Origin of the sequence: Kribbella sp. NBC_00662, assembly GCF_041430295.1 — a bacterium.
Classification (GTDB): Bacteria; Actinomycetota; Actinomycetes; order Propionibacteriales; family Kribbellaceae; genus Kribbella.
Window position 1 is genome coordinate 2,294,430 of record NZ_CP109029.1, and the last position, 22,399, is coordinate 2,316,828.

At 69.0% G+C, this 22,399-nt stretch carries 21 protein-coding genes; 11 read left to right on the plus strand and 10 right to left on the minus strand.

All coding sequences use genetic code 11. From position 1 onward, the window contains the following. Positions 1-153: 153 nt before the first annotated feature. The 3 genes from OHA10_RS11640 to OHA10_RS11650 all read left to right on the plus strand — a co-directional run bounded on the left by OHA10_RS11640 (position 154) and on the right by OHA10_RS11650 (position 3,139). The gene (locus OHA10_RS11640) at positions 154-1,212 is read left to right on the plus strand and encodes a hypothetical protein (protein ID WP_371406190.1); all 1,059 of its coding nucleotides are present in this window, start codon (positions 154-156) and stop codon (positions 1,210-1,212) included. Between the two features lie 3 nt (positions 1,213-1,215). After that, the gene (locus tag OHA10_RS11645; protein WP_371406191.1) at positions 1,216-2,247 is read left to right on the plus strand and encodes a hypothetical protein; all 1,032 of its coding nucleotides are present in this window, start codon (positions 1,216-1,218) and stop codon (positions 2,245-2,247) included. A 70-nt stretch (positions 2,248-2,317) separates the two neighbouring features. Continuing rightward, positions 2,318-3,139, plus strand: a complete 822-nt coding sequence (locus OHA10_RS11650) for a siderophore-interacting protein (RefSeq protein ID WP_371406192.1) — start codon at positions 2,318-2,320, stop codon at positions 3,137-3,139. On the opposite strand, the gene OHA10_RS11655 is transcribed toward OHA10_RS11650, so the two are convergent. Next, positions 3,136-3,843 carry a hypothetical protein gene (locus OHA10_RS11655; protein WP_371406193.1) on the minus strand — a complete coding sequence of 236 codons (708 nt, stop codon included), beginning with the start codon at positions 3,841-3,843 and terminating at the stop codon, positions 3,136-3,138. The genes OHA10_RS11650 and OHA10_RS11655 overlap by 4 nt on opposite strands. Positions 3,844-3,889: 46 nt before the next feature. Between OHA10_RS11655 and OHA10_RS11660 the strand changes: the two genes are divergently transcribed. The 6 genes from OHA10_RS11660 (at position 3,890) to OHA10_RS11685 (ending at position 10,036) form a co-directional block, all read left to right on the plus strand. Then, positions 3,890-4,780, plus strand: a complete 891-nt coding sequence (locus tag OHA10_RS11660; RefSeq protein ID WP_371406194.1) for an aminoglycoside phosphotransferase family protein — start codon at positions 3,890-3,892, stop codon at positions 4,778-4,780. 12 nt (positions 4,781-4,792) lie between these two features. After that, on the plus strand, positions 4,793-5,251 hold the full coding sequence (locus OHA10_RS11665) for a group II truncated hemoglobin (RefSeq protein WP_371406195.1): 459 nt from the start codon (positions 4,793-4,795) through the stop codon (positions 5,249-5,251). A gap of 113 nt (positions 5,252-5,364) precedes the next feature. Then, entirely contained in the window at positions 5,365-6,423 is a 1,059-nt protein-coding gene (locus tag OHA10_RS11670) for a glycine betaine/L-proline ABC transporter ATP-binding protein (protein ID WP_371406196.1), read from the plus strand. After that, the gene (locus OHA10_RS11675) at positions 6,423-8,375 is read left to right on the plus strand and encodes an ABC transporter permease subunit (RefSeq protein ID WP_371406197.1); all 1,953 of its coding nucleotides are present in this window, start codon (positions 6,423-6,425) and stop codon (positions 8,373-8,375) included. The genes OHA10_RS11670 and OHA10_RS11675 overlap by 1 nt, the downstream gene beginning before the upstream one ends. Then, positions 8,372-9,328, plus strand: coding sequence for an ABC transporter substrate-binding protein (locus OHA10_RS11680; RefSeq protein WP_371406198.1), 957 nt, complete (start codon positions 8,372-8,374; stop codon positions 9,326-9,328). Before OHA10_RS11675 ends, OHA10_RS11680 begins: the two co-directional genes overlap by 4 nt. A gap of 111 nt (positions 9,329-9,439) precedes the next feature. Then, complete coding sequence (locus OHA10_RS11685) at positions 9,440-10,036, plus strand: ParA family protein (protein ID WP_137255814.1); 597 nt, start codon at positions 9,440-9,442, stop codon at positions 10,034-10,036. Positions 10,037-10,145: 109 nt separating this feature from the next. Here OHA10_RS11685 and OHA10_RS11690 read toward each other — a convergent pair whose 3' ends face one another. The 4 genes from OHA10_RS11690 to OHA10_RS11705 all read right to left on the minus strand — a co-directional run bounded on the left by OHA10_RS11690 (position 10,146) and on the right by OHA10_RS11705 (position 14,121). Next, entirely contained in the window at positions 10,146-11,294 is a 1,149-nt protein-coding gene (locus OHA10_RS11690; RefSeq protein ID WP_371406199.1) for an ROK family protein, read from the minus strand. A 74-nt stretch (positions 11,295-11,368) separates the two neighbouring features. Beyond that, positions 11,369-12,244, minus strand: a complete 876-nt coding sequence (locus OHA10_RS11695) for an oxygenase MpaB family protein (RefSeq protein ID WP_371406200.1) — start codon at positions 12,242-12,244, stop codon at positions 11,369-11,371. A 35-nt stretch (positions 12,245-12,279) separates the two neighbouring features. Beyond that, the gene (locus OHA10_RS11700; RefSeq protein WP_371406201.1) at positions 12,280-12,816 is read right to left on the minus strand and encodes a GNAT family N-acetyltransferase; all 537 of its coding nucleotides are present in this window, start codon (positions 12,814-12,816) and stop codon (positions 12,280-12,282) included. A 9-nt stretch (positions 12,817-12,825) separates the two neighbouring features. Further along, complete coding sequence (locus OHA10_RS11705) at positions 12,826-14,121, minus strand: XRE family transcriptional regulator (RefSeq protein ID WP_371406202.1); 1,296 nt, start codon at positions 14,119-14,121, stop codon at positions 12,826-12,828. Between the two features lie 214 nt (positions 14,122-14,335). Between OHA10_RS11705 and OHA10_RS11710 the strand changes: the two genes are divergently transcribed. Beyond that, positions 14,336-14,524, plus strand: coding sequence for a hypothetical protein (locus OHA10_RS11710; RefSeq protein WP_137255809.1), 189 nt, complete (start codon positions 14,336-14,338; stop codon positions 14,522-14,524). 581 nt (positions 14,525-15,105) lie between these two features. Here OHA10_RS11710 and OHA10_RS11715 read toward each other — a convergent pair. The 3 genes from OHA10_RS11715 to OHA10_RS11725 all read right to left on the minus strand — a co-directional run bounded on the left by OHA10_RS11715 (position 15,106) and on the right by OHA10_RS11725 (position 19,460). Beyond that, positions 15,106-16,542: a GNAT family N-acetyltransferase gene (locus OHA10_RS11715; protein ID WP_371406203.1), complete on the minus strand. Its 1,437-nt coding sequence runs from the start codon at positions 16,540-16,542 to the stop codon at positions 15,106-15,108. A 9-nt stretch (positions 16,543-16,551) separates the two neighbouring features. Next, entirely contained in the window at positions 16,552-18,006 is a 1,455-nt protein-coding gene (locus tag OHA10_RS11720) for an MDR family MFS transporter (protein WP_371406204.1), read from the minus strand. Positions 18,007-18,251: 245 nt separating this feature from the next. Then, positions 18,252-19,460, minus strand: coding sequence for an MFS transporter (locus tag OHA10_RS11725; protein WP_371406205.1), 1,209 nt, complete (start codon positions 19,458-19,460; stop codon positions 18,252-18,254). Positions 19,461-19,514: 54 nt separating this feature from the next. On the opposite strand from OHA10_RS11725, the gene OHA10_RS11730 reads away from it, so the two are divergent. Next, entirely contained in the window at positions 19,515-20,261 is a 747-nt protein-coding gene (locus OHA10_RS11730; protein ID WP_371406206.1) for a helix-turn-helix transcriptional regulator, read from the plus strand. Here the strand turns inward: OHA10_RS11730 and OHA10_RS11735 are convergent. After that, positions 20,234-20,845 (minus strand): TetR/AcrR family transcriptional regulator, encoded by a 612-nt coding sequence (locus OHA10_RS11735; protein WP_371406207.1) that lies wholly within the window; start codon positions 20,843-20,845, stop codon positions 20,234-20,236. The two genes, OHA10_RS11730 and OHA10_RS11735, sit on opposite strands and share 28 nt — an antisense overlap. Further along, positions 20,838-22,394: an AMP-binding protein gene (locus tag OHA10_RS11740; protein ID WP_371406208.1), complete on the minus strand. Its 1,557-nt coding sequence runs from the start codon at positions 22,392-22,394 to the stop codon at positions 20,838-20,840. Before OHA10_RS11740 ends, OHA10_RS11735 begins: the two co-directional genes overlap by 8 nt. Between the last annotated feature and the right edge of the window lie 5 nt (positions 22,395-22,399).

Below are 22,399 nucleotides of genomic sequence, written 5' to 3' on the forward strand. Positions count from 1 at the left end.
GTACATGACTGCGCGGTTAACAATCGCCTCCCGGCAGTTGAATCAGGCCACTATCTGACGGGGCGGACAACCGGTCTACACGCGGCGGCCCGATCGAGCACTTCTGAGCCAGGGGGCTTGGAAGCGGCCTGTACCGCTGTCACGCTCTGTGGCATGCGAATCAAACCGGTAATGGCGGCGCTGGCTTCGGCGTCTCTGGCGGGGCTGTTGCTCGGTGCGGTTCCGACGGCGGCGCAGGCCGACCCGGACCCGAACCTGACGATCACCCAGGTCACGCTCGACCGTACGTCGGTCGCCGTGTCCGGCCTGAACACGTATCCGATCAACGTGACCGTCAAGGGCGGTTACAACTCGACCGAGCCCGGCGACCAGGGCCTCGTGCTGAACGTGATCCTCAAGCGCACCGGCGGCACCGGCGGCCGCGGCGACATCGTCTCGGCCGCCCTGAAGCGGACCAGCGGGACGCTTGCCAACGGCACCTGGACCGGGCGGCTGAACGTCGCCTCGACCGCGAACGGCACGTTCAAGGTCACCGGTGTGATGACCGGTCCCTACGGCGGTCCTGTCTTCGGCACGCCGTACGACCCGACGCCGTACGCGGGCCAGACGATCACGGTCAAGGGCACGAACCAGCCGCGGATCACCGCCGCGGTGAATCCGCGGATCGTGCCGTTCGGCAAGCCGTACACGATCACCTGGGCGGTCACGAACACGGCGACCGGGAAGCCGTACGGCACCCGGATCCCGATCGGGCTCGGCGTCGACACGCCGTGTGCCGAGGGCGGCAGCCCGATGTACAGGACCGGTACGAACGGCGTGATCACCAAGGCGTACGCCGCGAGCGACGCCGGCGCGCTGAACTGCGCGCACATCTACGCCGACCCGTACTACATCGTCGCCCAGGGCCTGTTCCCGGCGCGGCCGACGGTCATCGCCGCCGTCCCGTCGAAGACGAGCGCGAAGGTCGGCACGATCGTCCCGGTCAACGGCTCGGTCGCGAACTGGATCGGGTCCTGCCCGGTGCAGTTGCAGCGGCTGTACGGCCGGACGCAGTGGAAGACGGTCAGCATCGGTACGGTCCGGCAGTCCGGCCGGTTCACGCTCAACGCGCAACCGTCGTACAAGGGTCTGATCCCGTACCGCGTGTACTTCCCCGCCTGTCAGCCGTACGTCGCGGCTGTCACCAAGACGTTCACGATCAAGGGGCTCTGAACCATGAAGGCTCGAATCCTTGCCGCACTGGTCGTCCTGGGGCTCGGGGCGGTGCCGATCACCGCCGAGGCCAGTCCGGACCCGAACCTGAAGATCGACGCGGTGGCGATGAACCAGACCATCGCCGCGGTCAGCGGCCTGAACACCGCCAAGGTCACGGTCACGGTGACCGGGAAGTTCACCGACGCGGAGGACTCGAAGACCCCGGTGCTCGTCATCCTCGAACGGACCGGCGGCTCCGGCTCGGCGACGTCGCTGATCTCGACCAGCCTGCCGCGCCTCGCCAACGGGACCTGGAGCGGTCCGTTGTACGTGCCGTCGACAGCCAACGGCACCTTCAAGGTGACCGGCGTGATCCACGGCCCGTTCTTCCCCGGCAGCGGTGACATGACCGACCCGACGCCGTTCAGCGGCCCGTCGCTCGCGGTCACCGGGACGCACATCCCGCGGATCAGCGCGTCGGTGATCCCGAAGGTGGTGCCGTTCGGCAAGCCGTACTCGATCAAGTGGGCGGTCATCGACTCGCAGACCGGCAGGCCGTACGGCAGCCGGCTGCGCGTGGAACTCGGCAACGACAACACCTGCGCCGAATACATCGGCCCGGGCTACTCGAACCTCACCGACACCGCCGGCACGGTCACCAAGTCGTACCCGGCCTCGCTCGCCGACTACGTCAACTGCCTGCTGCTGCCCGGGAACCCGTCCTCGAACGGCGGACTCGGGCTCGTCGTGGCGCGGCCGGGCGTCGTCTCCGCGACGCCGTCGAAGACCAGCGCGAAGGTCGGCACGATCGTTCCGGTGAACGGTGTGGTCGCCGGTGCGCCGTCGTCCTGCAAGGTGTACCTGCAGCGGCTGTACGGCGCGACGCAGTGGAAGACCGTCAGCCCGGCCGGCAACATCCGCTCGTACAGCGGGAAGTTCGTGCTGAACGCGCAACCGGCGTACAAGGGTCTGATCCCGTACCGGGTGTATTTCCCGCTTTGCTACAACTACCAGGCCGGCGTCAGCAAGGTCTTCTACATCCGCGGGACCTGAGCGGTTCGGGCGGGTGAGTTAGGCTTACTTAGGTAGACCTAACTTATCCGCCCGAGAGGACCGTGGTCGTGTGACCAGCCCCGCACCCCGCCGTAACCGCGTCTGCAAGCGCGCCGTCGTACTCCGGACCGAGCGGATCACCCCGCACATGATCCGGGTCGTGCTCACATCGGACGACTTCGTCGACAACGGCTTCAGCGACCACTACGTGAAGCTGCTGTTCTGCAAGGACGGCGTCGAATACCCCGAGCCGCTGGACCTGGGTGTGGTGCGTGAGACGTACCCGGCCGAGCACTGGCCGACGATGCGGACCTATACCGTCCGCAGCTGGGACGAGGCGTCGCGCGAGCTCACCATCGACTTCGTGCACCACGGCGACGAGGGTGTCGCCGGCCCGTGGGCCGCGGCGGCCCAGCCGGGTGACGTGCTCTGGTTCAACGGTCCCGGCGGCGCGTACTCACCGGACGAGGCGGCCGACTGGCACCTGCTCGTCGGTGACGAGAGCGCGTTGCCGGCGATCGGCTCCGCGGTCGAGCAGCTGCCGACCGGGGCGCGGGCGACGGTCCTGATCGAGGTGGGAGACGAGTCCGAGGAGCAGAAGTTCAGCGGCTCGGGTGACGTCGACGTGCGGTGGTTCCACCGGTCGACCGCTTCCGGTGCGCGCGGTGACGGTCTGGTCGAGGCCGTGGAGGCCCTCGACTTCCCGGACGGTACCCCGCACGTGTTCGTCCACGGCGAGGCCGGCTTCGTGTTCCGCATCCGCAAGAATCTGTACCAGGACCGCGGACTCTCCCGCGACCGCGTCTCCCTGTCCGGCTACTGGCGCCTCGGCAAGAACGAGGACGGCTGGCAGGCCGAGAAGGCCGAGACCGCCAAGCAGGAGCGCACCTAGTTCTCGCGGCGTTCGGTCAGTACGTCGATCAGCGTGCTGGACTGGTTCGTCGGGAGGACCCAGTCCTCGCCGTTGGCCTGCAGGATGACGGCGGGGCCTTCGCTGGCTACCGCATGTGTCACGACGATGGGGAACTTGAGGCGCTCTGCACCTGACAGCGCGAACTCGTAGGTGCCGGTGACGTCGCTCAGCGGGTAGGTGCGGAACTGGTGTTCCGAGCGCGGGATCGGGTGCGACTGGATCGTGACCGAGTCCGCGCCGACCAGGACAGCCGCGAGCGGGATGCCACGGAGCCGGAAGACGAGCTCGTACGGCGTCCCCGCGAGCTCCGGGACGAACGGGACCAGCAGGGCGCGGTCGGCGGCGCGGGCGAGCGCCAGACCAGCGACGATCCCGACGATGAGACCGGGCAGCGCGAGAATCGCCGGCCACCACACCCCGACGGCGAGCGGGAACAGCGTCACCATCAGGCCGGCGATACCGCCGTACAGGCCGGCGACTCCCAGCCACCAACGCGGCTGGTAGCGATGCCTGCGCCGTAGTACGAAGCCCGTCACCAGCATCGCCAGCGGTACGACGCAACCGATCCAGGCGAGCGCCGGCCCGGTTGCCGCGATCAACGCCACGACCACCAGCAGCACCACCGGGATCCCCAGATAGATGACCGCGACCAACCGCTGAACCCGCCGATGCCTGCTCTCCACAGGAAAACCCAAGCACATCCGGGCCGAACGACCTACTGTGCCGAGGGTGATCGAGATTCCCGCGAAGCTCATCCGGAACCACAGCGAGAAGTCTCCCGAGTGGCTGGCCAGTCTCCCGGCGGCCCTCGATCGGTACGTCGACGAGTGGCAGCTGACCCTGTCCGGTGAGCTGATGAGCGGCGAAGCGTCGTTGATCGCGCCCGTCGTACGCCGCGACGGGACCCCGGCGATGCTCAAGCTGCAGTCGGTGAACGACGAGAGCGAGAGCGAGGCGCTGGCACTCCGGACCTGGAGCCACGACGACGTCGTCGAGGTGTACGAGGACGACCCCGAGACCTCGACCCTGCTGCTCGAACGCCTCGAGCCGCACACCCTCGAAGAGCTGCCGGACCACGTCGAGGCGACCCGGATCCTGGCCGAGCTGCTGACCCACCTGATGGTCGTCCCGGCGCCGCCCGGCATCCGGCAACTGAGCGACATCGCCGGGCAGATGCTCGAGGACGCGCCCAAGATCATCCCCCTGCTCGTTGACCCGGCCGAGCGCGCGCTGACACAGCGCCTCGCCGACCGGATGCGCGAGGTTCTGCCGGAGTCCGGCGATCGCCTCCTGCACTGGGATCTGCACTACCTGAACGTGATGGCCGCGCAGCGGCAGCCGTGGCTGGTGATCGATCCGAAGCCGCTGGCCGGTGACCCGGCGTTCGAGCTGATGCCGGCGACGTGGAACCGGTGGGACGACCTGGTCGCGACCGGCAACCTGGCGCAGGCAATCCGCGACCGGCTCGAGCTGATGCTCGACATCACCGGGATCGATCGCGACCGGGCGCTGGCCTGGACGGCGGGCCGGGTCCTGCAGAACATCCTGTGGTTCACCGAGGACGGGGACACCCGGATCGAGGCCGAGCTCAAGGCAGTCACGGATGCCCTCTTCACGTGATTACATGATTACGTGACTACTCCGACGCTGTACGAGTGGGCCGGCGGGCACGACGCGCTACGCCGGCTGACCGAGGTCTTCTACGACAAGGTGCTCGAGGACCCGATCCTCGCACCGGTCTTCGCGCACATGAGCGAGAACCACCGCGAACACGTGGCGATCTGGCTGGGCGAGGTGTTCCGCGGCCCGAGCCGCTACACCGACGAGTTCGGCGGCTACCCGGCGATGCTCGCGCATCACCTCAACCTCGGGCTCACCGAGGAGCAGCGCTCCCGCTGGGCGGCGTTGATCGCCCAGAGCGCCGATCCGGCCGGTCTGCCCGCCGACCCGGAGTTCCGCTCGGCGTTCGTCGCCTACATCGAGTGGGGCACCCGGATCGCGCTCGCCAACTCGCAGCCGGGCGCCACCCCGCCGCCCAAGGCGCCGGTGCCACATTGGGGCTGGGGCGAGGCACCGCCGTACCAGCCGTGACTTAACGCGTTCTTGCTGATCGGACAGACACCCGTCCCCGCGCCCGCGAACTGCGGGTTGGATACAGTCGCGGTTCACGTTGTGTCCGTCCGCGGGGATGCGAGGGTTTACCTGTGACCGCTCAGCTCGAGTACCCCGACATCCAGGATTCCGACGCCCTGCTGTCCGTGCAGGACCTGTGGAAAGTGTTCGGACCGAAGGCGCAGCGCGTCCCGCGTCGGCCCGACCTCGCCGCGCTCGACCGGACCGCGCTGTACGCGCAGACCGGATGTACGGCGGCCGTGCGCGACCTGAGCTTCGACGTCGCACCCGGTGAGGTGTTCGTCGTGATGGGACTGTCGGGCTCGGGCAAGTCGACGCTGGTCCGCTGCCTCACGCGTTTGATCGAGCCGACCGCCGGCCGGCTGGTTTTCGAGGGTGAGGACCTGCGGGCGGCCGACGAGAAGCGGCTGCGCGCGTTGCGGCGGAGCAAGTTCTCGATGGTCTTCCAGCACTTCGGGTTGCTGCCGCACCGCAAGGTGATCGACAACGTCTCGTACGGCCTGGAGATCCGCGGCGAGAGCAAGCCGGACCGGCGCCGGCGCGCGCAGGAGGTCATCGACCTGGTCGGCCTGGCCGGCAACGAGCACCTGTACCCCGAGCAGCTGTCCGGCGGCATGCAGCAGCGGGTCGGCCTGGCGCGGGCGCTCGCCAACGACCCCGACGTACTGCTGTTCGACGAGCCGTTCTCCGCGCTCGACCCGCTGATCCGGCGCGAGATGCAGACCGAGGTGGTGCGGCTGCACCGCGAGGTCGGCAAGACGATGGTGTTCATCACCCACGACCTGTCCGAGGCGCTCAAGCTGGGTGACCGGATCCTACTGATGCGGGACGGCGCCGCGGTCCAGCTCGGCACCGGCGACGAGCTGGTCGGGGCCCCTGCCGACGACTACGTGCGCCAGTTCGTCCGCGACGTACCGCGGGCCGACGTCCTCACGCTGCGCTGGATCGTCCGCGAGCCGCGGCCGGACGAGCCGCTCGACGGTCCGGAGCTCGGGCCGGACGTGCTGGTCCGGGAGGCGACCCGGCTCGTGCTCGAGTCCGATCGCCCGGTCAAGGTCGTCGACGGCAGCACGCTGCTCGGGGTGATCGGCGACGAGGAGATCCTGGCCGTCGTCGCGGACACGAACTGATGGCCTCCATCACCGGCTCCGTCGAGATCGAGGTACGACGGCCCCGCCGCAGCGTGGTCGTCGGCGTACTGCTCGTCGCCTGGGTCGCGCTGTACTTCGTCCTGCGCGGTATCGACACGCTCGTCCTCGGCGGCCAGGAGACGACCGCGCTGCACCGCTGGCTGACCGAGCACCGCGACGACGTCGGCCAGGGCAACGTCCTGTTCGACGCGATCCGGATCGGCGTCGACCACTTCGTCGTCCTGCTGCAGAACCTGATCTCGCAGCCGTCGTTCGACCGCCCGGTGCCGGTGATCGGATGGCTCGGGGTGATCGCGATCTCGGCGTACTGCGCCTGGGCGTTCGGCAACTGGAAGGTCGCCGTACTGACCGCGGCCGGACTGGGTTTCGTCGGGGTGCAGGGGTTGTGGCAGGAGAGCATGGACACGCTCTCGCTGACGATCGCGGCCGTGCTGCTGTCGCTGCTGGTCGCGATCCCGCTCGGGATCTGGGCCGGGTTGTCGGACCGTGCGTTCAAGGTCGCCACGTTGGTGCTCGACCTGATGCAGACGCTGCCGACGTTCGTGTACCTCGCGCCGCTCACGCTGTTCTTCGCGATCGGGCCGGCCGCGGCCACGATCGCGACGCTGATCTACGCTGCTCCGCCCGCCGTACGGCTGACCGCGCACGCGATCCGTTCGGTGCCGCCGGAGAGTGTCGAGGCGGCCCGGTCGCTCGGCTCGACCCGTGGGCAGACGCTGACCAAGGTGCTGCTGCCGATGTCGCGGTCGACCGTTGTCGTCGGCATCAACCAGACGATCATGGCCGCTCTCTCGATGGTGACCGTGGCCGCGCTGATCGACGCGCCCGGTCTCGGTCAGACCGTTCTGAAGGCGCTGCAGACGCTCGATGTGGGTGTTGCGTTCAACGCCGGGCTGGCGATCGTCGTGATCGCGATCGTGCTCGACCGCGTGACCACCGCCGCCGGCGACCGTCCCTGGCGTACGGCGAACCGTCGCCGCCGGATCCTGCTCGCCGCCGGAGCCGTCGGCGTGCTCGTCGCGGTGTGGTTCTCGCGGACCTATGTATGGGCTGCTGAGTTCCCCACCGGTGTGAGCGTGGGCAGCCGGATCGCGTCGGTGACGACGGACGTGACGACCTGGATCCAGGACGTCTTCGGTGGGTTCACCTACGGCGTGCGCGACGCGGTGACCAACGGTCTGCTCAACCCGCTCGAGGGGCTGCTGACGGGATCGCCGTGGTGGCTCGTCACCGTGGTCGTCGTTGTCTTGGCGTTCGTGCTGGGCGGTTGGCGCGGCGCGGTGCCGGCGGCGGTGTGCTTGGGCCTGCTGGTGGCGACCGGGGTGTGGCACGACAGCATGGTCACGCTGGCATCGACGCTGCTCGCGACCGTCGTGGTCGTCGCCGTCGGTCTGGCGCTCGGAGTATGGGCCGGGCGCAACCGGCGGGTCGACACCTGGATCCGGCCGGTGCTCGACGCCGGGCAGACGATGCCGCCGTTCGTGTACCTGGTGCCGTTCCTGGCGTTGTTCGGGACCAGCCGGTTCACCGCGATCGCGGCCGCGGTGGTGTTCGCCGTACCGGTGACCACCAAGATCGTTGCCGACGGCATCAAGGCGGTACCGGTCGCGACGGTGGAGGCGGCGAACTCGGTCGGGTCGAGCGGCTGGCAGGTGATCAGCAAGGTGCAGCTGCCGGTCGCGCGGCGGGCGATCACGCTCGCGGTCAACCAAGGGCTGATCTACGTGCTCTCGATGGTCGTCGTCGGCGGCCTGGTCGGCGCGGGCGCGCTCGGGTACGACGTGGCTGCCGGGTTCGCGCAGAGCGAGTTGTACGGCAAGGGTCTGGCGGCGGGACTGGCGATCGTCCTGCTGGGCGTGATGCTCGACCGCATCACGCAAGCAGCGGCTCGCCGTACTCAGAATTTCCAAGGTAGAGGAGATATGCGGTGAACAAGCAGCTCCGGTACGCCGGTGTGCTGACGGCGGTCGCGCTTGCGCTGGCCGGGTGCGGTGGAGAGAAGGTCGGGGCGGACAAGCCGGCCGCCGCGGGGAAGGACTGCGGCACGTTCAACCTGACCGTGAGCCCGTGGGTCGGGTACGAGGCGAACGCCGCGGTGGTCTCCTACGTGGCGACCAAGGACCTGGGCTGCAAGGTGGTGGAGAAGAACCTCAAGGAGGAGATCGCCTGGCAGGGCTTCTCCACCGGCGAGGTCGACGTGAACCTGGAGAACTGGGGTCACCAGGACCTGAAGAAGAAGTACATCACCGACGACAAGGTCGCGGTCGAGGCCGGATCCACCGGGGTCAAGGGCATCATCGGCTGGTACGTGCCGCCGTGGATGGCTGAGAAGTACCCGGACATCACCGACTACAAGAACCTGAACAAGTACGCCGCGCTTTTCAAGACGTCGGAGTCCGGTGGCAAGGGGCAGTTGCTCGACGGCGACCCGTCGTACGTGACGAACGACGAGGCGCTGGTGAAGAACCTGTCGCTGAACTACAAGGTCGTGCAGAGCGGCAGCGAGACCGCGCTGATCCAGGCGTTCCGGGACGCGGAGAAGAACAAGAAGCCGCTGCTTGCGTACTTCTACGAGCCGCAGTGGTTCTTCAACGAGGTCAAGCTGGTGAAGATCAACCTGCCCGCGTACAAGGCCGGCTGCGACGCCGATCCGGCGAAGGTCGCCTGCGACTACCCGCCGTACGACCTGGACAAGATCGTCTCGAAGAAGTTCGCCGACTCCGGCAGCCCGGCGTACGACCTGGTGAAGAACTTCAAGTGGACCAACGAGGACCAGAACGCGGTGGCCCGGATGATCGCCGTCGACAAGCTCACCCCGGACCAGGCCGCACAGAAATGGGTGGACCAGAACAAGTCGAAGGTGGACGCCTGGCTCGGCAAGTAGCGCTGAAGTGGGCTTGAGCTTGTTCACACGGGCCCGGGGCAACTATCACGATGTGACGGAGCAACGCCGATGACACGCCGGAAATCGGACAAAACCGGGTAAGTTCTGTTCATGATCATCGTGACAGCTGCACTGAAGGGCGGGGTCGGAAAGACAACCACGTCGGTGTACTTGGCCGCGCTGGCATCTTCCAACCGTCGTACATCCACTCTGATCGACGCCGATCCGCAGGGCAGCGCGGCGGACTGGATCGCGGAGTCCGAGGACGAACAACTCAACCGGATCGAGATCGCGGAGGCGCCGACCGAGCGTCTGCTGAACAAGGCGCTGGACAAGGTGCCGCCGGAAGGTATCGGCATTGTCGACATGCCGCCGTCGCACGAACGCCTGCTGAACAAGGCGCTCGAACGGGCCCGGATCGTGATCATCCCGACCCGCGTCGGCGGCGTCGAGACACCCCGGGTCAAGGCCGTGATGGAACTGGTCCCGGACGGCGTGCCGGCCGGCCTGGTGATCTGCTCGGCGCGCACCTACACCCGGTCGTACCAGGACGCGATGCAGCAGTACGCGCAGGAAGGCATCCCGGTCTGGGGCACGATCCCGGAGCGGGTCTCGATCACCGCCGGGCCGACCGGACCGCTCGCGGCCGACGGCCTCGAGTCGTACAAGAAGGTCTGGCGCAAGATCCTCGCCGCCGCCCGTAGCTGAGCCCACCCCCTGACCGCCGCCATTCGAGGGGTTATCCCGTCGAATTGCCCCTTCTCCGGTCTTGATACGACGGGAGAAGGGGAACCGGGAGGGGATAACCCCTCGAATGTCAGCGGTGCAGAGGTGGTTCGCCGCGGACGTACGAGCGGATCACCGTGGCGGCCGCGCCGCGGGCCCAGTCGTCGAAGGTGTGCGAGCGCAGCATCAGCCGGCAGTCGCCCGCGGCGCCGAACGCGTGCTCGGCGAAGGCCCGCCGCATCCGGTCCTCGTACAGGTCGTACTCCGCGACGCCCTCGCCGGCGATCACGACCAGCTCGGGACCGACCAGGTTCACCATCGCGGCCAGCGCCGAGCCGATCACTTCACCGGCCCGGTCGAACGCCTCGCGCGCCTGCTCGTTGCCTTCGTGCGCGAGCTTGATCGCGCCCGCCAGGTCCAGATCCGCCCGACCGGTCGTTTCCCGGGTCCGGGCCAGGATCGCGTCCGACGACGCGACCGTCTCGACGCACCCCCGGCGGCCGCAGGTGCAGACCAGGTCGCCTGGCGCCAGCGGGAGATGGCCGAGCTCGCCCGAGACGCCGTACGCGCCGGAGACGACCTCGCCGTTGATGTAGAGCCCGCAGCCGATGCCGGAGCCGATCGTCACCACTGCGAACGAGTCCGCGTTCACCCCGACACCGAACCAGTGCTCGGCGACGGTCAGCGCGCGTACGTCGTTCGACACCACGATCGGCACGCGGACGCGCTCACCGAGCAGCTCCGCGACCGGTACGCCGCGCCAGCCCATCAGCGGCGAGTCCCGCACCACGCCGTGCGCAGCGTCGACGTCACCCGACACCGCGATCCCGATGCCGGCCAGAGGACCCGCCACCGCCGTACCGGACTTCAGCGAGCCGATCAGTGCTTTCACATGGGCGGCGAGGCGGTCGATCACCACCTCGGGATCGGTGTCGTCGAGCTCCTCGTGCCGGATGTTCAGGATGCCCGCGGTGAAGTCCGTGGTCACCCCGATCAGGCTGGTCGGCGTCACCTTGACCCCGATGACCGAGACGCTGCTCGGTACGACGGTCAGCGGGCTGACCGGCCGCCCGATGCCGAGCTGGCTGTCCCCCTCGACCGGAGCAGCAGCCTGGTCGGTGACGAACCCGGCGTCGATCAGCGGCGCGACCGCCTTCGTCACGGCCGCCTGCGACAGCCCGGTCCGGCGCGCGATCTCCACCCGCGGGATCGGGCCCTGGGTCAGAATCCTGGTCAGCACCTCGACTCCCGCCGGCGTAGCCAGGGGGAGAGGACGGTGAGGACGCAGCGGCACGAGAACAACTTACCGGCGTGTCACACCTCTGCGCCGCTTTCTGCCAGTGTTGGTGACGCGAGAGCCCATCGGATCGTCCTGGTGAGGCCGTCACCGGCCGCCCGGACGACGGTCTGCTCGGCCAACGGGACGTACGGCAGCCGCAGCGGCAGCCTGGTCCACCACGGGAGCAGTCCGACCGCAGCAGCCGTGAGTACGCCGTACGCCGGGCGCGCCGCCCACGGGACCGGCGGATGCACCAGCATGAACCGGGCCGCCTGCCGCGCCTCCGTCGTACCGCGTAGCTCGGGCTGGTACTCCCGCATCAGCTCCTGCAGCTCGGCCACCGTCGTCGGCGGGTCGATCACGCCCAGCTTCCGGGCGACGAGGGCGGCGTCCTCGACGTACAGGTCCTGCTCCGTGGCGTCGAGCGGGTGGGCGCCGTACCGCTGGTGGGCGGCGAGGAAGCTGTCCACCTCCGCCACGTGCACCCACTTGAGCAGGTGCGGATCGGACGCCCGGTACTTCACCCCGTCCGGGCTGGTGCCGCGGACCCGCTCGTGCACCGACCTGACGTGCTCGATCGCCTCCTCGGCGTCGGGGATCGCGCCGTACGTCGTGATCGCGAGGAAGTAGCTCGTACGACGCAGCCGGCCCCAGGGGTCGCCGCGGTACCCGGAGTGCGCTGCGACCGCGGCCATAGCGAGCGGATGCAGGGACTGCAGCAGGAGCGCCCGTAGACCCCCGGCGAACATCGACGCGTCACCGTGCACCCGCCGGATCGGCCGGTCCGGCGCGAACCAGCGCGGTCCCGGTGTGTTGTGCACCCGGTCCCGCTCAGCGTGCGGATCCGGACCCGCGACCTTCGTCAGGATGATCCGCGCCAGACCATCGCGCACCGGGGTCAAACCAGCCATACGACCAGTCTCCCCGCCACTCCAAGCCGTCGCGCCTACCTGGACGAGTACTCGCCTTCGAGGAGGGAGTAGAGGAGGGAGTCGCGCCAGTCGCCGTTGGTGAAGACGTGGTCGCGGAGGTGGCCCTCGTAGGTGAAGCCGAGGCGTTTGACGACCGCGATCGAGGCCTCGTTCTCGGGGCCGATCGCGGCGGTCACCCGGTGCCGGCCGAGCGTGCTGAAGGCGAACCGCAGCAGCACCCGGGACGCGTCGGTCGCGTAGCCGTGGCCCCAGTGGTCCGCGCCGATCGCGTACCCGAGCTTGGCGCCCCAGGCGCCGCTCGGTGCGATCCGCGCGAACCCGATCACGTGGTCGTCGTCCGGCCGGGTGACGGCCAGCATGTAGTCGGGGCGGTCCTCCTGACCGGACCGCTCGATGATGCCGGCCAGATTCTGCTCGGCCTTGGCCCGGTCGTAGCTGTCGAACGCCATCCACGTGGTGACACGATCGTCACCCGCGATGGCCAGGTAGTCGTCGAGGTCGGTGGTCCGGAATTCACGCAGTGTAGTCAGCTCGCCGCTGAGCGGGTCCATCCGCGCAGATTACCGGGGGTAGGTCTGCATCGGAGTCCGGGTGAACATCTCGATCTCCTCCTGCAGCTCCCGGGCGTCGTCCGCGCGACCGGACTGCCGCAGCGCCTGGTGGACCCGGCGGGCCGAGTGCACCACGCCGTTGATCCGGCGCTCGGTCGGCAGCGTCAGCACCGGAGCGAGCGCGTCCGCCGCGCCGTCCAGCTCGCCGCTCGAGATCCGGGTGATCGCCATCGCGGCGTGGCTGCCGGCGGCGTCGCCGAAGGCCCACTCCGGGTGGTTCTGGTCGGTGTACGCGTCGACCGCCTGGCTGGAGTAGCGCTGCGCCTGCTCGACCTCACCAGGCAGCTGGGCCAGCGCGTCCGCGGCGTAGTACAGCTGGCGGTTGCGGCCGAACGTGCACAGGCCGCCCATCTCGTCCAGGTCGTCGTTGTGGACCGAGTTCCAGGCCTCCTCGGCCCGCTCGAGCGCGGCCCGGGTGGCCTCCGGGTTGCCGAGCGCGGCCCAGGCGCGGGCCTCGCTGACCGGCAGCCAGACGCTGGTGGTGCTGTTGGCCTGCTCGGCGTACCCGGCGCCGAGCTGGGCGTACCGCACCGAGTCGTGCGGGTTGCCGGCCCAGTACGAGACCAGGGACTGCAGGCCGCGCACCCAGGCGCGCAGGCCGTGGTGGTCGGCGTTGTCGGCGCACATGAACGCGGTCCGCGCCTGGGTCAGGGCGGCGTGGGGGTTGCCGAGGTCGTGGGAAGCCTTGGCGAGCAGGCCGCCGGTGACGCCGGCCAGGAAGTACAGCTGGCGGTGGTTCTCCGGGCGCTGGCGGCTCTCCAGCAGGCCGAACACCAGGTCCTGCGTCTCGACCAGTTGGCCGAGGATCTCCGGCAGTGGGCGCTGCGGGTACGCCTGGGCGGCATGGCGCACGTCGTCGTACACCTGTTCCATGGCCTCGCTTCCGAGACCGGACTGGGCCGCGAGGGCAAATGCCCTCGCGCGGCTGGCAGCCATGTCGAGAACCTCCATCTCGTTACCTGTCGTGATCCGTCCACTCGCGGCAGGTGCCGGCACCACCTGGGCGGCCTGTTCGGCGACATACGGCGCGAGGAGCTCCTCGACCGGCTTGCCGAACATGCGTTGCAGGGTGCGCCGGGTCTGAGGAGTGGTCCCTGCGCGCTCGCCCGATGCGAGCCGACGCAGGTGCCGCTCGGTGATGGTTCCACCCAGCTCGACGAACTCGGCGACGATCTCGGAGTAGGTCTGGTTCCGGCGCTGGATCAGGTGCGCCAGGACCGTCTTTGGCGCGTACCTACCCGCCATCGTTCCTCCCGTTCACGTCAGTACAGACGTTGTCTCGACTCATGCCCCACGACAAGGTGCTGTCCCCCAGATGTCCGTCAGAGGACCGGAAGAGGTCCGGCAAAGGTCCGGTCCAGGTCCTAGAGCGGTCACGGTGGGCTCGTGCACCATTACTGCCATGACAACCAGTAAGTCCAACTGGTTGCAAGGCCTGAGAGTTACGGGGTGAGAAGTAGTGAGCATCGCGGAAGTGACGGCGAGACAGCACCGGCGCAGAGTTCGGGTCTGGTTCGGCGAGCACGTGATCGCGCAGTACGTCGCGGAGGCGCCCTTGGCGGCCCGCTACGAACAGGCAATGCGGCGCCGTTTTGCCGGCCTGAAGGTCACCAACGACCTGCTCGGGCCACTCGACTCCACCGACTGAAACACCCGTTGTAGCCGCACCACCTTGAGGCGTCCGGGTCCTCCTCAGACCCGGTCCGCTGCGCCCTGAGGTCTCCTCACGCTCAGGGGCAGCATGGTAGGTCCGGAGCATTCCTCAGCTCCCGGACGAAACCCGAGGTGCGGTCCGGAGCACTCCTCAGCTCCGGACCGCACCGCCCTCCCGAAACCCGGCTGGGCCTGGCGGTTGAGTTCCCTGTATCGCCGCCGCCCAGCCGTTCCAACCACCTCCTGGCCGACACCTCGGGCCAGGCAGGGTCGAGTGTCCTGGGCGGTAGGACACCGGAGGCCCCCGTCACCTCACCGGGAGCCTCCCCCTGAGGTGGCCGGCTCCGAGTGTGACCGCCGCGCCTGGGCGGTCACACTCGGAGCCCCTAGAGATCCGCCAGGGCGTGCGACCCGGTCGCCGTCAAGCTCGTCACCGGTCAGCCACTCGCGCTCGACCAGCGGATTCGTCACCGTCGCGAGCTCGACCGGGTCGCCACCGGCGATCGAAGACTGGACGTCTGACGAACGAAAGGTGTTCGCGGACCTCCTGGCCCGCTTTGTGACCGCGCTGGACCGCTACATGTCCGCTTCGGGTCCGGTGGTCTGCTGCAAGGTGGCAAGGATGCCGTCCGGGTCGTGCAGGATCCGTATCCGGTCGCTGACCACTCGCGTGGTGCCCGGGTCGACCGGGTCGGGGTTCGCCCAGGCGGTTGCGGTGACGCCGAGCTCGATCTCGAGACCCGAGGGTCGCGCGATCCGGACCTCGGTCAAGTGCGGGCCCCACTGCTGACGGCGTACGACGGCCACCGCGCCGAAGGCCTCGAGCCAGTCGTCGTCGGCCAGATACTTCTCCGGTACGTCGGTCAGCAGGACGAGATCCACGTCCGACGTCATCCGAGCGGCGTCACGCGCCCACGAGCCGACCATCGCCATCGCGCGGATCTCCGGCTGACCCTCCGCCCACCGGACCGCCGCGGCCAGGACGTCGTCCACCTCCTGCCGCCGCACCGCCGGATCGGCGACGTAGACGGCGAACGGCGCATCCGGCTGTACGTCGGGTGAGCCATCGGCCCAGCCTTCCGCGTGGATCTCACCGGCGTACCGCATCCCGAGCCGCTGCATGACCGCCTGGGACGCGGTGTTGACCCGCTCGGTCAACGCGATCACCGCTCGGGCGCCGAGCGTGCTGAACGCGAAGTCCAGTCCGGCGCGGCCGATCTCGCCTGCTAGCCCACGCCCGCGTGCCGACTCCTTCAAGGCCCAGCCGAGCTCGAGCCGGTCAGCTGCCCACTCTGGTCCTACGAGGTCCGCGATGGCGGCGGCTGTCGGTGAGTCGGCCGGGATCCGCGACAGCCCGCCCCGACCCGCCACCGCGCCGGTCCGCTCGTATGCGATCCACTTGCCAACGGAGTCTCGCTCCCAGCCCGCCTGGAGGTTCGCGACCTGTGCGGCAACCTCCTCCGGCGACCAGTGCGCGTCGTACCAGCGGGCCACCCACGGGTCCGCGAAAACCTCCGCGAGGTCCGCTGCATGTCCGGGCAGGACCCCGTTCGGTCCGGTGATCGGCTCCAGGCGCAGGCGGTCGGTGAACCTGGTCCGGACCGCGTGCGCCACCAGGTCCCGCAGGCGACGGTCGCCGTCGGTCCGGTTCACCATCAACAGGTCCAGGTCGTCCGGTCCGGCCCACGCGGACGCGTCGTGCTTGCCGACCTCGAGACGAGGCTGGGTCAGGTCTCCGTCAACGGTGATGAGGTAGTCGACCTCCCGCCGTACCCGGCCCTCCCATTCCCACTCCCAGTCCGCGACCGTCCAGACGATGTCGCGGACCTTCCAGCCCGTCTCCTCCTCGACCTCCCGCGCCAACGCCTGCTCCGGCGTCTCCCCCGGCTCGAGATGCCCGCCGACGATGTCCCAGATCCCCGGCAGCAACCGCCGATCCGGCGTACGCCGCTGCAGATAGACGCGATGCTGCTCGTCCCGGATCAGTGCACCAACACAGTCGACCGCACGCATGCGACCAACTTAGGCGTTCTGCAGCGGGCGTTCGACGACGCGGTTCGGCATGAAGATGACGGCGGCTACGAGGAGTACGGCGGCGATCGCGGCGCCGTAGTACACGTCGTGGATCGCAGGGGCGAGTACGTCGCTCGGCAGTTTCTCGAGGTCCTCGTGGTCGCCGCCGAGACGGGCAGCCACCACACCGTTGGCCACGGCACCGAATACGGCCACACCGACTGCACTGCCGACCGAGCGGGAGAACATGTTGGCGCCCGTCACCACGCCACGCGTCTGCCAGTCCACCGATGACTGTGCGGCCACGACCGACGGTGACGCGGAGAAGCCGAGGCCGACGCCGATCACGAAGCACGCACCGGCCAGGTGCAGCACCGAGCTGTGGGCTCCGACCATGAGCAGCAGTGCGGATCCGAGTACGACGATGATCGCGCCCATCAGCATCGTGGTCCGGAAGCCGACGCGCAGATAGATGCGTCCGGCAAACGATGCGGCGATCGGCCAACCCAGCGTCATGGCCGCCAACGCGAATCCGGCGACCAGGGCCGACGTACCGAGCACGCTCTGCGCGTACAGCGGGACGTACGTCGACAGCCCGATCATCAGCAGCCCGATCAGCAACGCGGCCGAGTTCGCCGAGTTGAGCACTCGTTGCCCGAGCACCCACAACGGCAGGATCGGTTCGGCGGCCCGGCGCTCGACGAGGACGAACGTGGTCAGCAGCACGACCGCCGCGGCCAGGATGACGATGCTCGCGGTCGAGTCCCAGTTCCACATCACGCCGCCCTCGAGCAGCCCGAGCAGCAGCAGTGAACCGCCGACCGCGAGCAGGATGCCGCCGGCGTAGTCGATCTGGTGGCTGGTCTTGTTCGCGACCTTCTCCTCGAACCGGCGTACCAGCACCCAGGCGGCCGCCGCCCCGAGCGGGATGTTCACGAAGAAGATCCACCGCCAGGAGATGTAGTCCGAGAAGACACCGCCGAGCGTCGGCCCGACGAACGACGAGATGCCCCAGACGCTGGCGATGTAGCCCTGCACCTTGGCCCGCTCGGCGACCGTGTAGATGTCGCCGACGATCGTCATCCCGATCGGCTGGATCGCCCCGGCGCCGAGGCCCTGGATCAGCCGGAACGCGATCAGCGCCGGCATGCTCCAGGCGAACCCGCACAGCACCGACCCGAGGATGAACAGCCCGACGCCGAGCAGCATCATCGGCTTGCGCCCGCGCTGGTCGGCGAGCTTGCCGTAGATCGGCACCGACACGGCCTGCGCGAGCAGGTAGATCGAGAACAGCCAGGGGAACTGCGTGAAACCGCCGAGGTCGTCGACGACCGAGGGTACGGCGGTGGCCAGGATCGTCGCGTCGATCGCGACCAGCCCGACGCTCAGCATCACCGCCAGCAGGATCGGGCCCCGCTCCGACCGAAGCCCCACACTCGTCCGGTCGATCCGCTCAGTAGTCATATTACTTGTCAATGTATGTGAATCGACAACAATTCCCCACGCGCTGATCGCCAGCTGGACGGCGACGCGCGCGACTGTCGCCGCGAAGCCCTGGCGACCGCCTGTCCTCGCCGGACCGCTGTCCCGGACGCTCCACGACTCGCTGCTCTGCTGGACCGGGCACTTGCCGTGGCACCGTCGCGCCTTCCCGCGGTACGCCGCCGACCGCTACGTGCTCGCGCACACCGGCCCCGGGGAGTACGCGTTCATCCACCTGCTCGTTCGCGATCACCTGGCCGAATGCGCTCCGGACGAACTCGCGGCGAAGGTCGATCGGCGGATCGCGGAGCGTGCCGCGGCTCGCTGATCGAGTACCCGATCAGGCTGCAGCACACGACCAGCACGATCAGCGTGCTCAGGGCGAGTTGCAGCGAGGTGTGTTCGGCGATCGCGCCGAGGACAGGAGTGGCGACGCCGCCGATACTGACGGCGAGGCCGAGCGTCATGCCACCCGCCGTACCGACGCGTCCCGGGAGGAAGTCCTGCCCGAGTGTCACGTGCAGCGAGAACGGGACCGACATCGCGATCGCTGTCAGAGCCAGGCAGGCGAAGAACAGCGGCCCGGGGACGAAGACCAGGCAGGCGATCGCGGGTACGGCGACGGCGTACGACGTCCGTAGCGTGCGGACGCGGCCGTAAAGGGTGGCGAACCGGCCGCCGAGCAACGTGCCGAGCGCGCCCGCGGCGAACAGGATGAACAGCGCGACGCCGCCGGTCGTCGTACCGCCGCCGGCCCGCTGCCCGGCGTACAAAGCGACGAAGGTGCCGAGGCCGACGAACACGATCGACCGGCAGATCATGATCGCCGACAAGCGCAGGAACGACGGCCAGTCGTCGGTGCCTTCTGCTTGGCGGCGGGTGACCGCGTCGGTGACGCGGGAGCGGATCGCCAGCGACGTGATCACGCCGCCGAAGAGCGCGGGTACGACGAGCACCGGGGTCAGCGAGAGTCCGCCGGCGGCGATGACCGGGGTGACCAGGACCGGCGCCAGCGCGAATCCGACGTTCCCGCCGACCGAGAACCAACTCATGCCGACGTGGCTGCCGCCGCTCACCACGCGCGCCACCCGGGCGGCCTCCGGGTGGTACGCCGCGACGCCGAGGCCGGACAGTGCGGCCGCGAGCCAGCTCAGCAGGTAGGTGTGACCGACGCCGATGAGCGCGATACCGAGGCCGGCGGTGGTCATCGCAACCGGAATCAGCCAGGTCAGCGGGCGGCGGTCCGTCAGTACGCCGAACACGGGCTGGACGACGGACGAGAGCAGGGTCGCGGCCAACGTGATGCCGGAGACCGCGACGTACCCGAGGCCGCGCTCGGCGACGAGGAACGGTACGAGTGCGGGCACGCTGCCCTGGTAGATGTCCACGCAGGCGTGACCGGTTGCCATCAGTCCGATCGGTCGGAGTCTTATCACCACTCGATCGTGGCCGCCGGGTGGACTGTCCGGCTTCCGATAAAATGACAATTCATGCCGGAAACCCGCCAACGTCCCGCAACCACCGGCCACCGGCCGATCGAGGCCGGCGGCGGCATCGAGGCGCACTGGCATGACCGCCACCAGATCGTGTACGCCGGCCGCGGCGTCCTCTCGGTCACCACAGATGCCGGCAGCTGGGTAGCCCCCGCCACCAGAGCCATCTGGATCCCTGCCGGCACCATCCACCAACACCGCGCCTACGGCGAAACCACCCTCCACACGGTCGGCCTCACCGAGAACCCACTAGCCCTCGAAGCCCCCTCGGCCCTCGTAGTCAGCCCCCTCCTCCGAGAACTCCTCCTGGCCTACACAGCCGAGCATGCGGAGCGCCGGGAGCGCGCGGGGTCGGCGGAGCGGGAGCGGCTGCGGGGTGTGCTGTTGGACCAGTTGCGACGGTCGCCTCAACGGCCCACGTACTTGCCCACCGCTCGGGACCCGAGACTCGCAGCAGTCTGTGATCTGCTGCGGGACAGCCCATCCAACAACAGCACGTTGACGGAGCTGGGCCGCGAGGTCGGTGCGAGTGAGCGGACGCTGAGCAGGCTGTGTAAATCCGACCTCGGGATGACCTTCCCGCAGTGGCGGACTCAACTGCGGCTGCACGAGGCGCTCAGGTTGTTGGCTGAAGGGGAGTCGGTGACCCGGGTGGCTCACCGGACCGGTTGGGCGTCGGCCAGTGCGTTCATCGACACGTTCCGACGGGCGTTCGGTCACACCCCGGGCTCGCGTAGAGCCTGATCGAGGATCCGGCTCCACTGGCGCACGATGCCGCGCCGCCGAGCGCTGTCGTCGGTCAGCAGGTCAGCCAGCCCCAGACCGCGCGCCATGTCCAGCACTCCCTGCACCGTCTCCCGCACCCCGGGCGTTCGTTCGTTGACCTCCAGGACCTCCAGCAACGCCCTGTGTGCCTGCCGCCCCACGTACGACTCCAGCCGCACGATCTGCCGCCGCAGCCCGTCCTCGGTCGACGCCGCCACCCACAAGTGCAACGCAGCTCGGAACAGCGGCCCGGTGTACACGTCCGCCAGCATCCCGACGATCGCCTCGGTCCGTCCTGCCCCACTCGGCAACCCGGCGGCCTGCGCGCGAATCTCCGCCAACCGCACCTCGGTCATGTACTCGACCGCCGCCGCGAACAGATCCGCCCGCGTCGGGAAGTGATGCTGCGCCGCCCCCCGCGACACCCCGGCCCGGGTCGCCACGACGCTCACCGTCGTCGCGGCGTACCCGACCTCGGCCAGCGACTCGACTGCCGCCTCGAGCAACCGCTGCCGGGTCGCCCGCGAGCGGTCCTGCTGCGGCGCCTTCAGCACCTCACTCACGCGCGGCCTCACGGGCTCGCAGTTCCCGCCGCAGGATCTTCCCCGACGCCGCCTTCGGCACCGCGTCGATGAACTCCACCTGCCGGATCTTCTTGTACGGCGCCACCCGCGCGGCGACGTACTCCATCACGTCCGCCTCCGTCAGTTCCACACCCGGCATCGGCACCACGAACGCCTTCGGTACTTCGTTGCCGTCAGCACTGACCCCGATCACCGCCGCGTCCGCGATCCGGTCGTCGGTCAGCAGCACGGCCTCGAGCTCGGCCGGCGGCACCTGGTACCCGTGGTACTTGATCAGCTCCTTCACCCGATCCACGACGTACAGGTAGCCGCGCGCGTCCACCCGTCCGATGTCGCCGGTGTGCAGCCAGCCGTCCCGGTCGATCGTCGCGTCGGTGTCGGCCGGGCGACCGAGGTACCCCTTCATCACCTGGGGTCCGCGGATCCAGATCTCGCCCTCGTCCGCATCGTTGCCATCGGCACCGACCAGCCGCATCTCGGTCGACGGGAACAGCTTGCCGACGGCACCGGGCGGCGGCTCCGGGTCGTCCTGCGGTACGGCGTGCGTACCCGGCGACAACTCCGTCATACCGTAGGCCTGCAGTACGGCGTGCAGCCCGAGCCGCTTCGCGCAGGCTTCGGCGAGCTCGCCGTCCAACGGCGCCGCCGCGGACGTCACGTGCTTCAGCGCTGACAGGTCCACCCCGTCCACGGCCGGGTGCTTCGCCAGCGCCAACACCACCGGCGGTGCCACGAACGCACGGGTGATCCGCTGCTCGTCCAATGTCGTCAGGAACTGCTGCAGCTCGAACTTCGGCAGTACGACGACCGTCGCGCCGAGCCGCAGCGGCAGGTTCATCAACACCGACAGCCCGTAGATGTGGAAGAACGGCAGGATCGCGATGATCCGCTCCTCCTCCGCGAGCGTGATCATCACCTCGGCCTGCGAGATGTTCGTCCCGATGTTCCGGTGCGTGAGCATCACGCCCTTGGCCGCGCCGGTGGTGCCACTCGAGTACGGCAGCACCGCGACATCCTCGGCCGGATCGATCGTCACCTCCGGCTCTGGGCCCGTGGAGGCGAGCAGCTCCTGCACCGAGCGATATCCCTCGGCCTGGTCGCAGACGAAGATCTCCGCGACGTCCGTACCCTCGATCGCCGCGGTCGCGACCGGCAGGAACAGCGAAATCGTCACCAGCAACTTCGCCTTCGAGTCGATCAACTGCTTGTGCAGCTCGTCCGCGGTGTAGAGCGCGTTGACCGTCGTCACGGTCGCTCCGGCGCGGGTGGCTCCGTAGAACACCACGGGGTACAGGATCGTGTTCGGGCTGTAGAGCGCGATCACGTCACCGTGCCGGATCCCGAGCTCGGCGAGCCCGGCCGCGACCCGGCGGGTCATGTGATCGAGCTGGGCGTAGCTGATCTCCTTGCCGGTGACGCCGTCGACCATCGCCGGCCGGTCGCCGTACTCCTGCGCTCTGCCCAGGACCGCGTCGTGGATCGGTACGTCGAGCACCTCGACCGGCGGGAATTCACTGGTGATGATCATTGCCC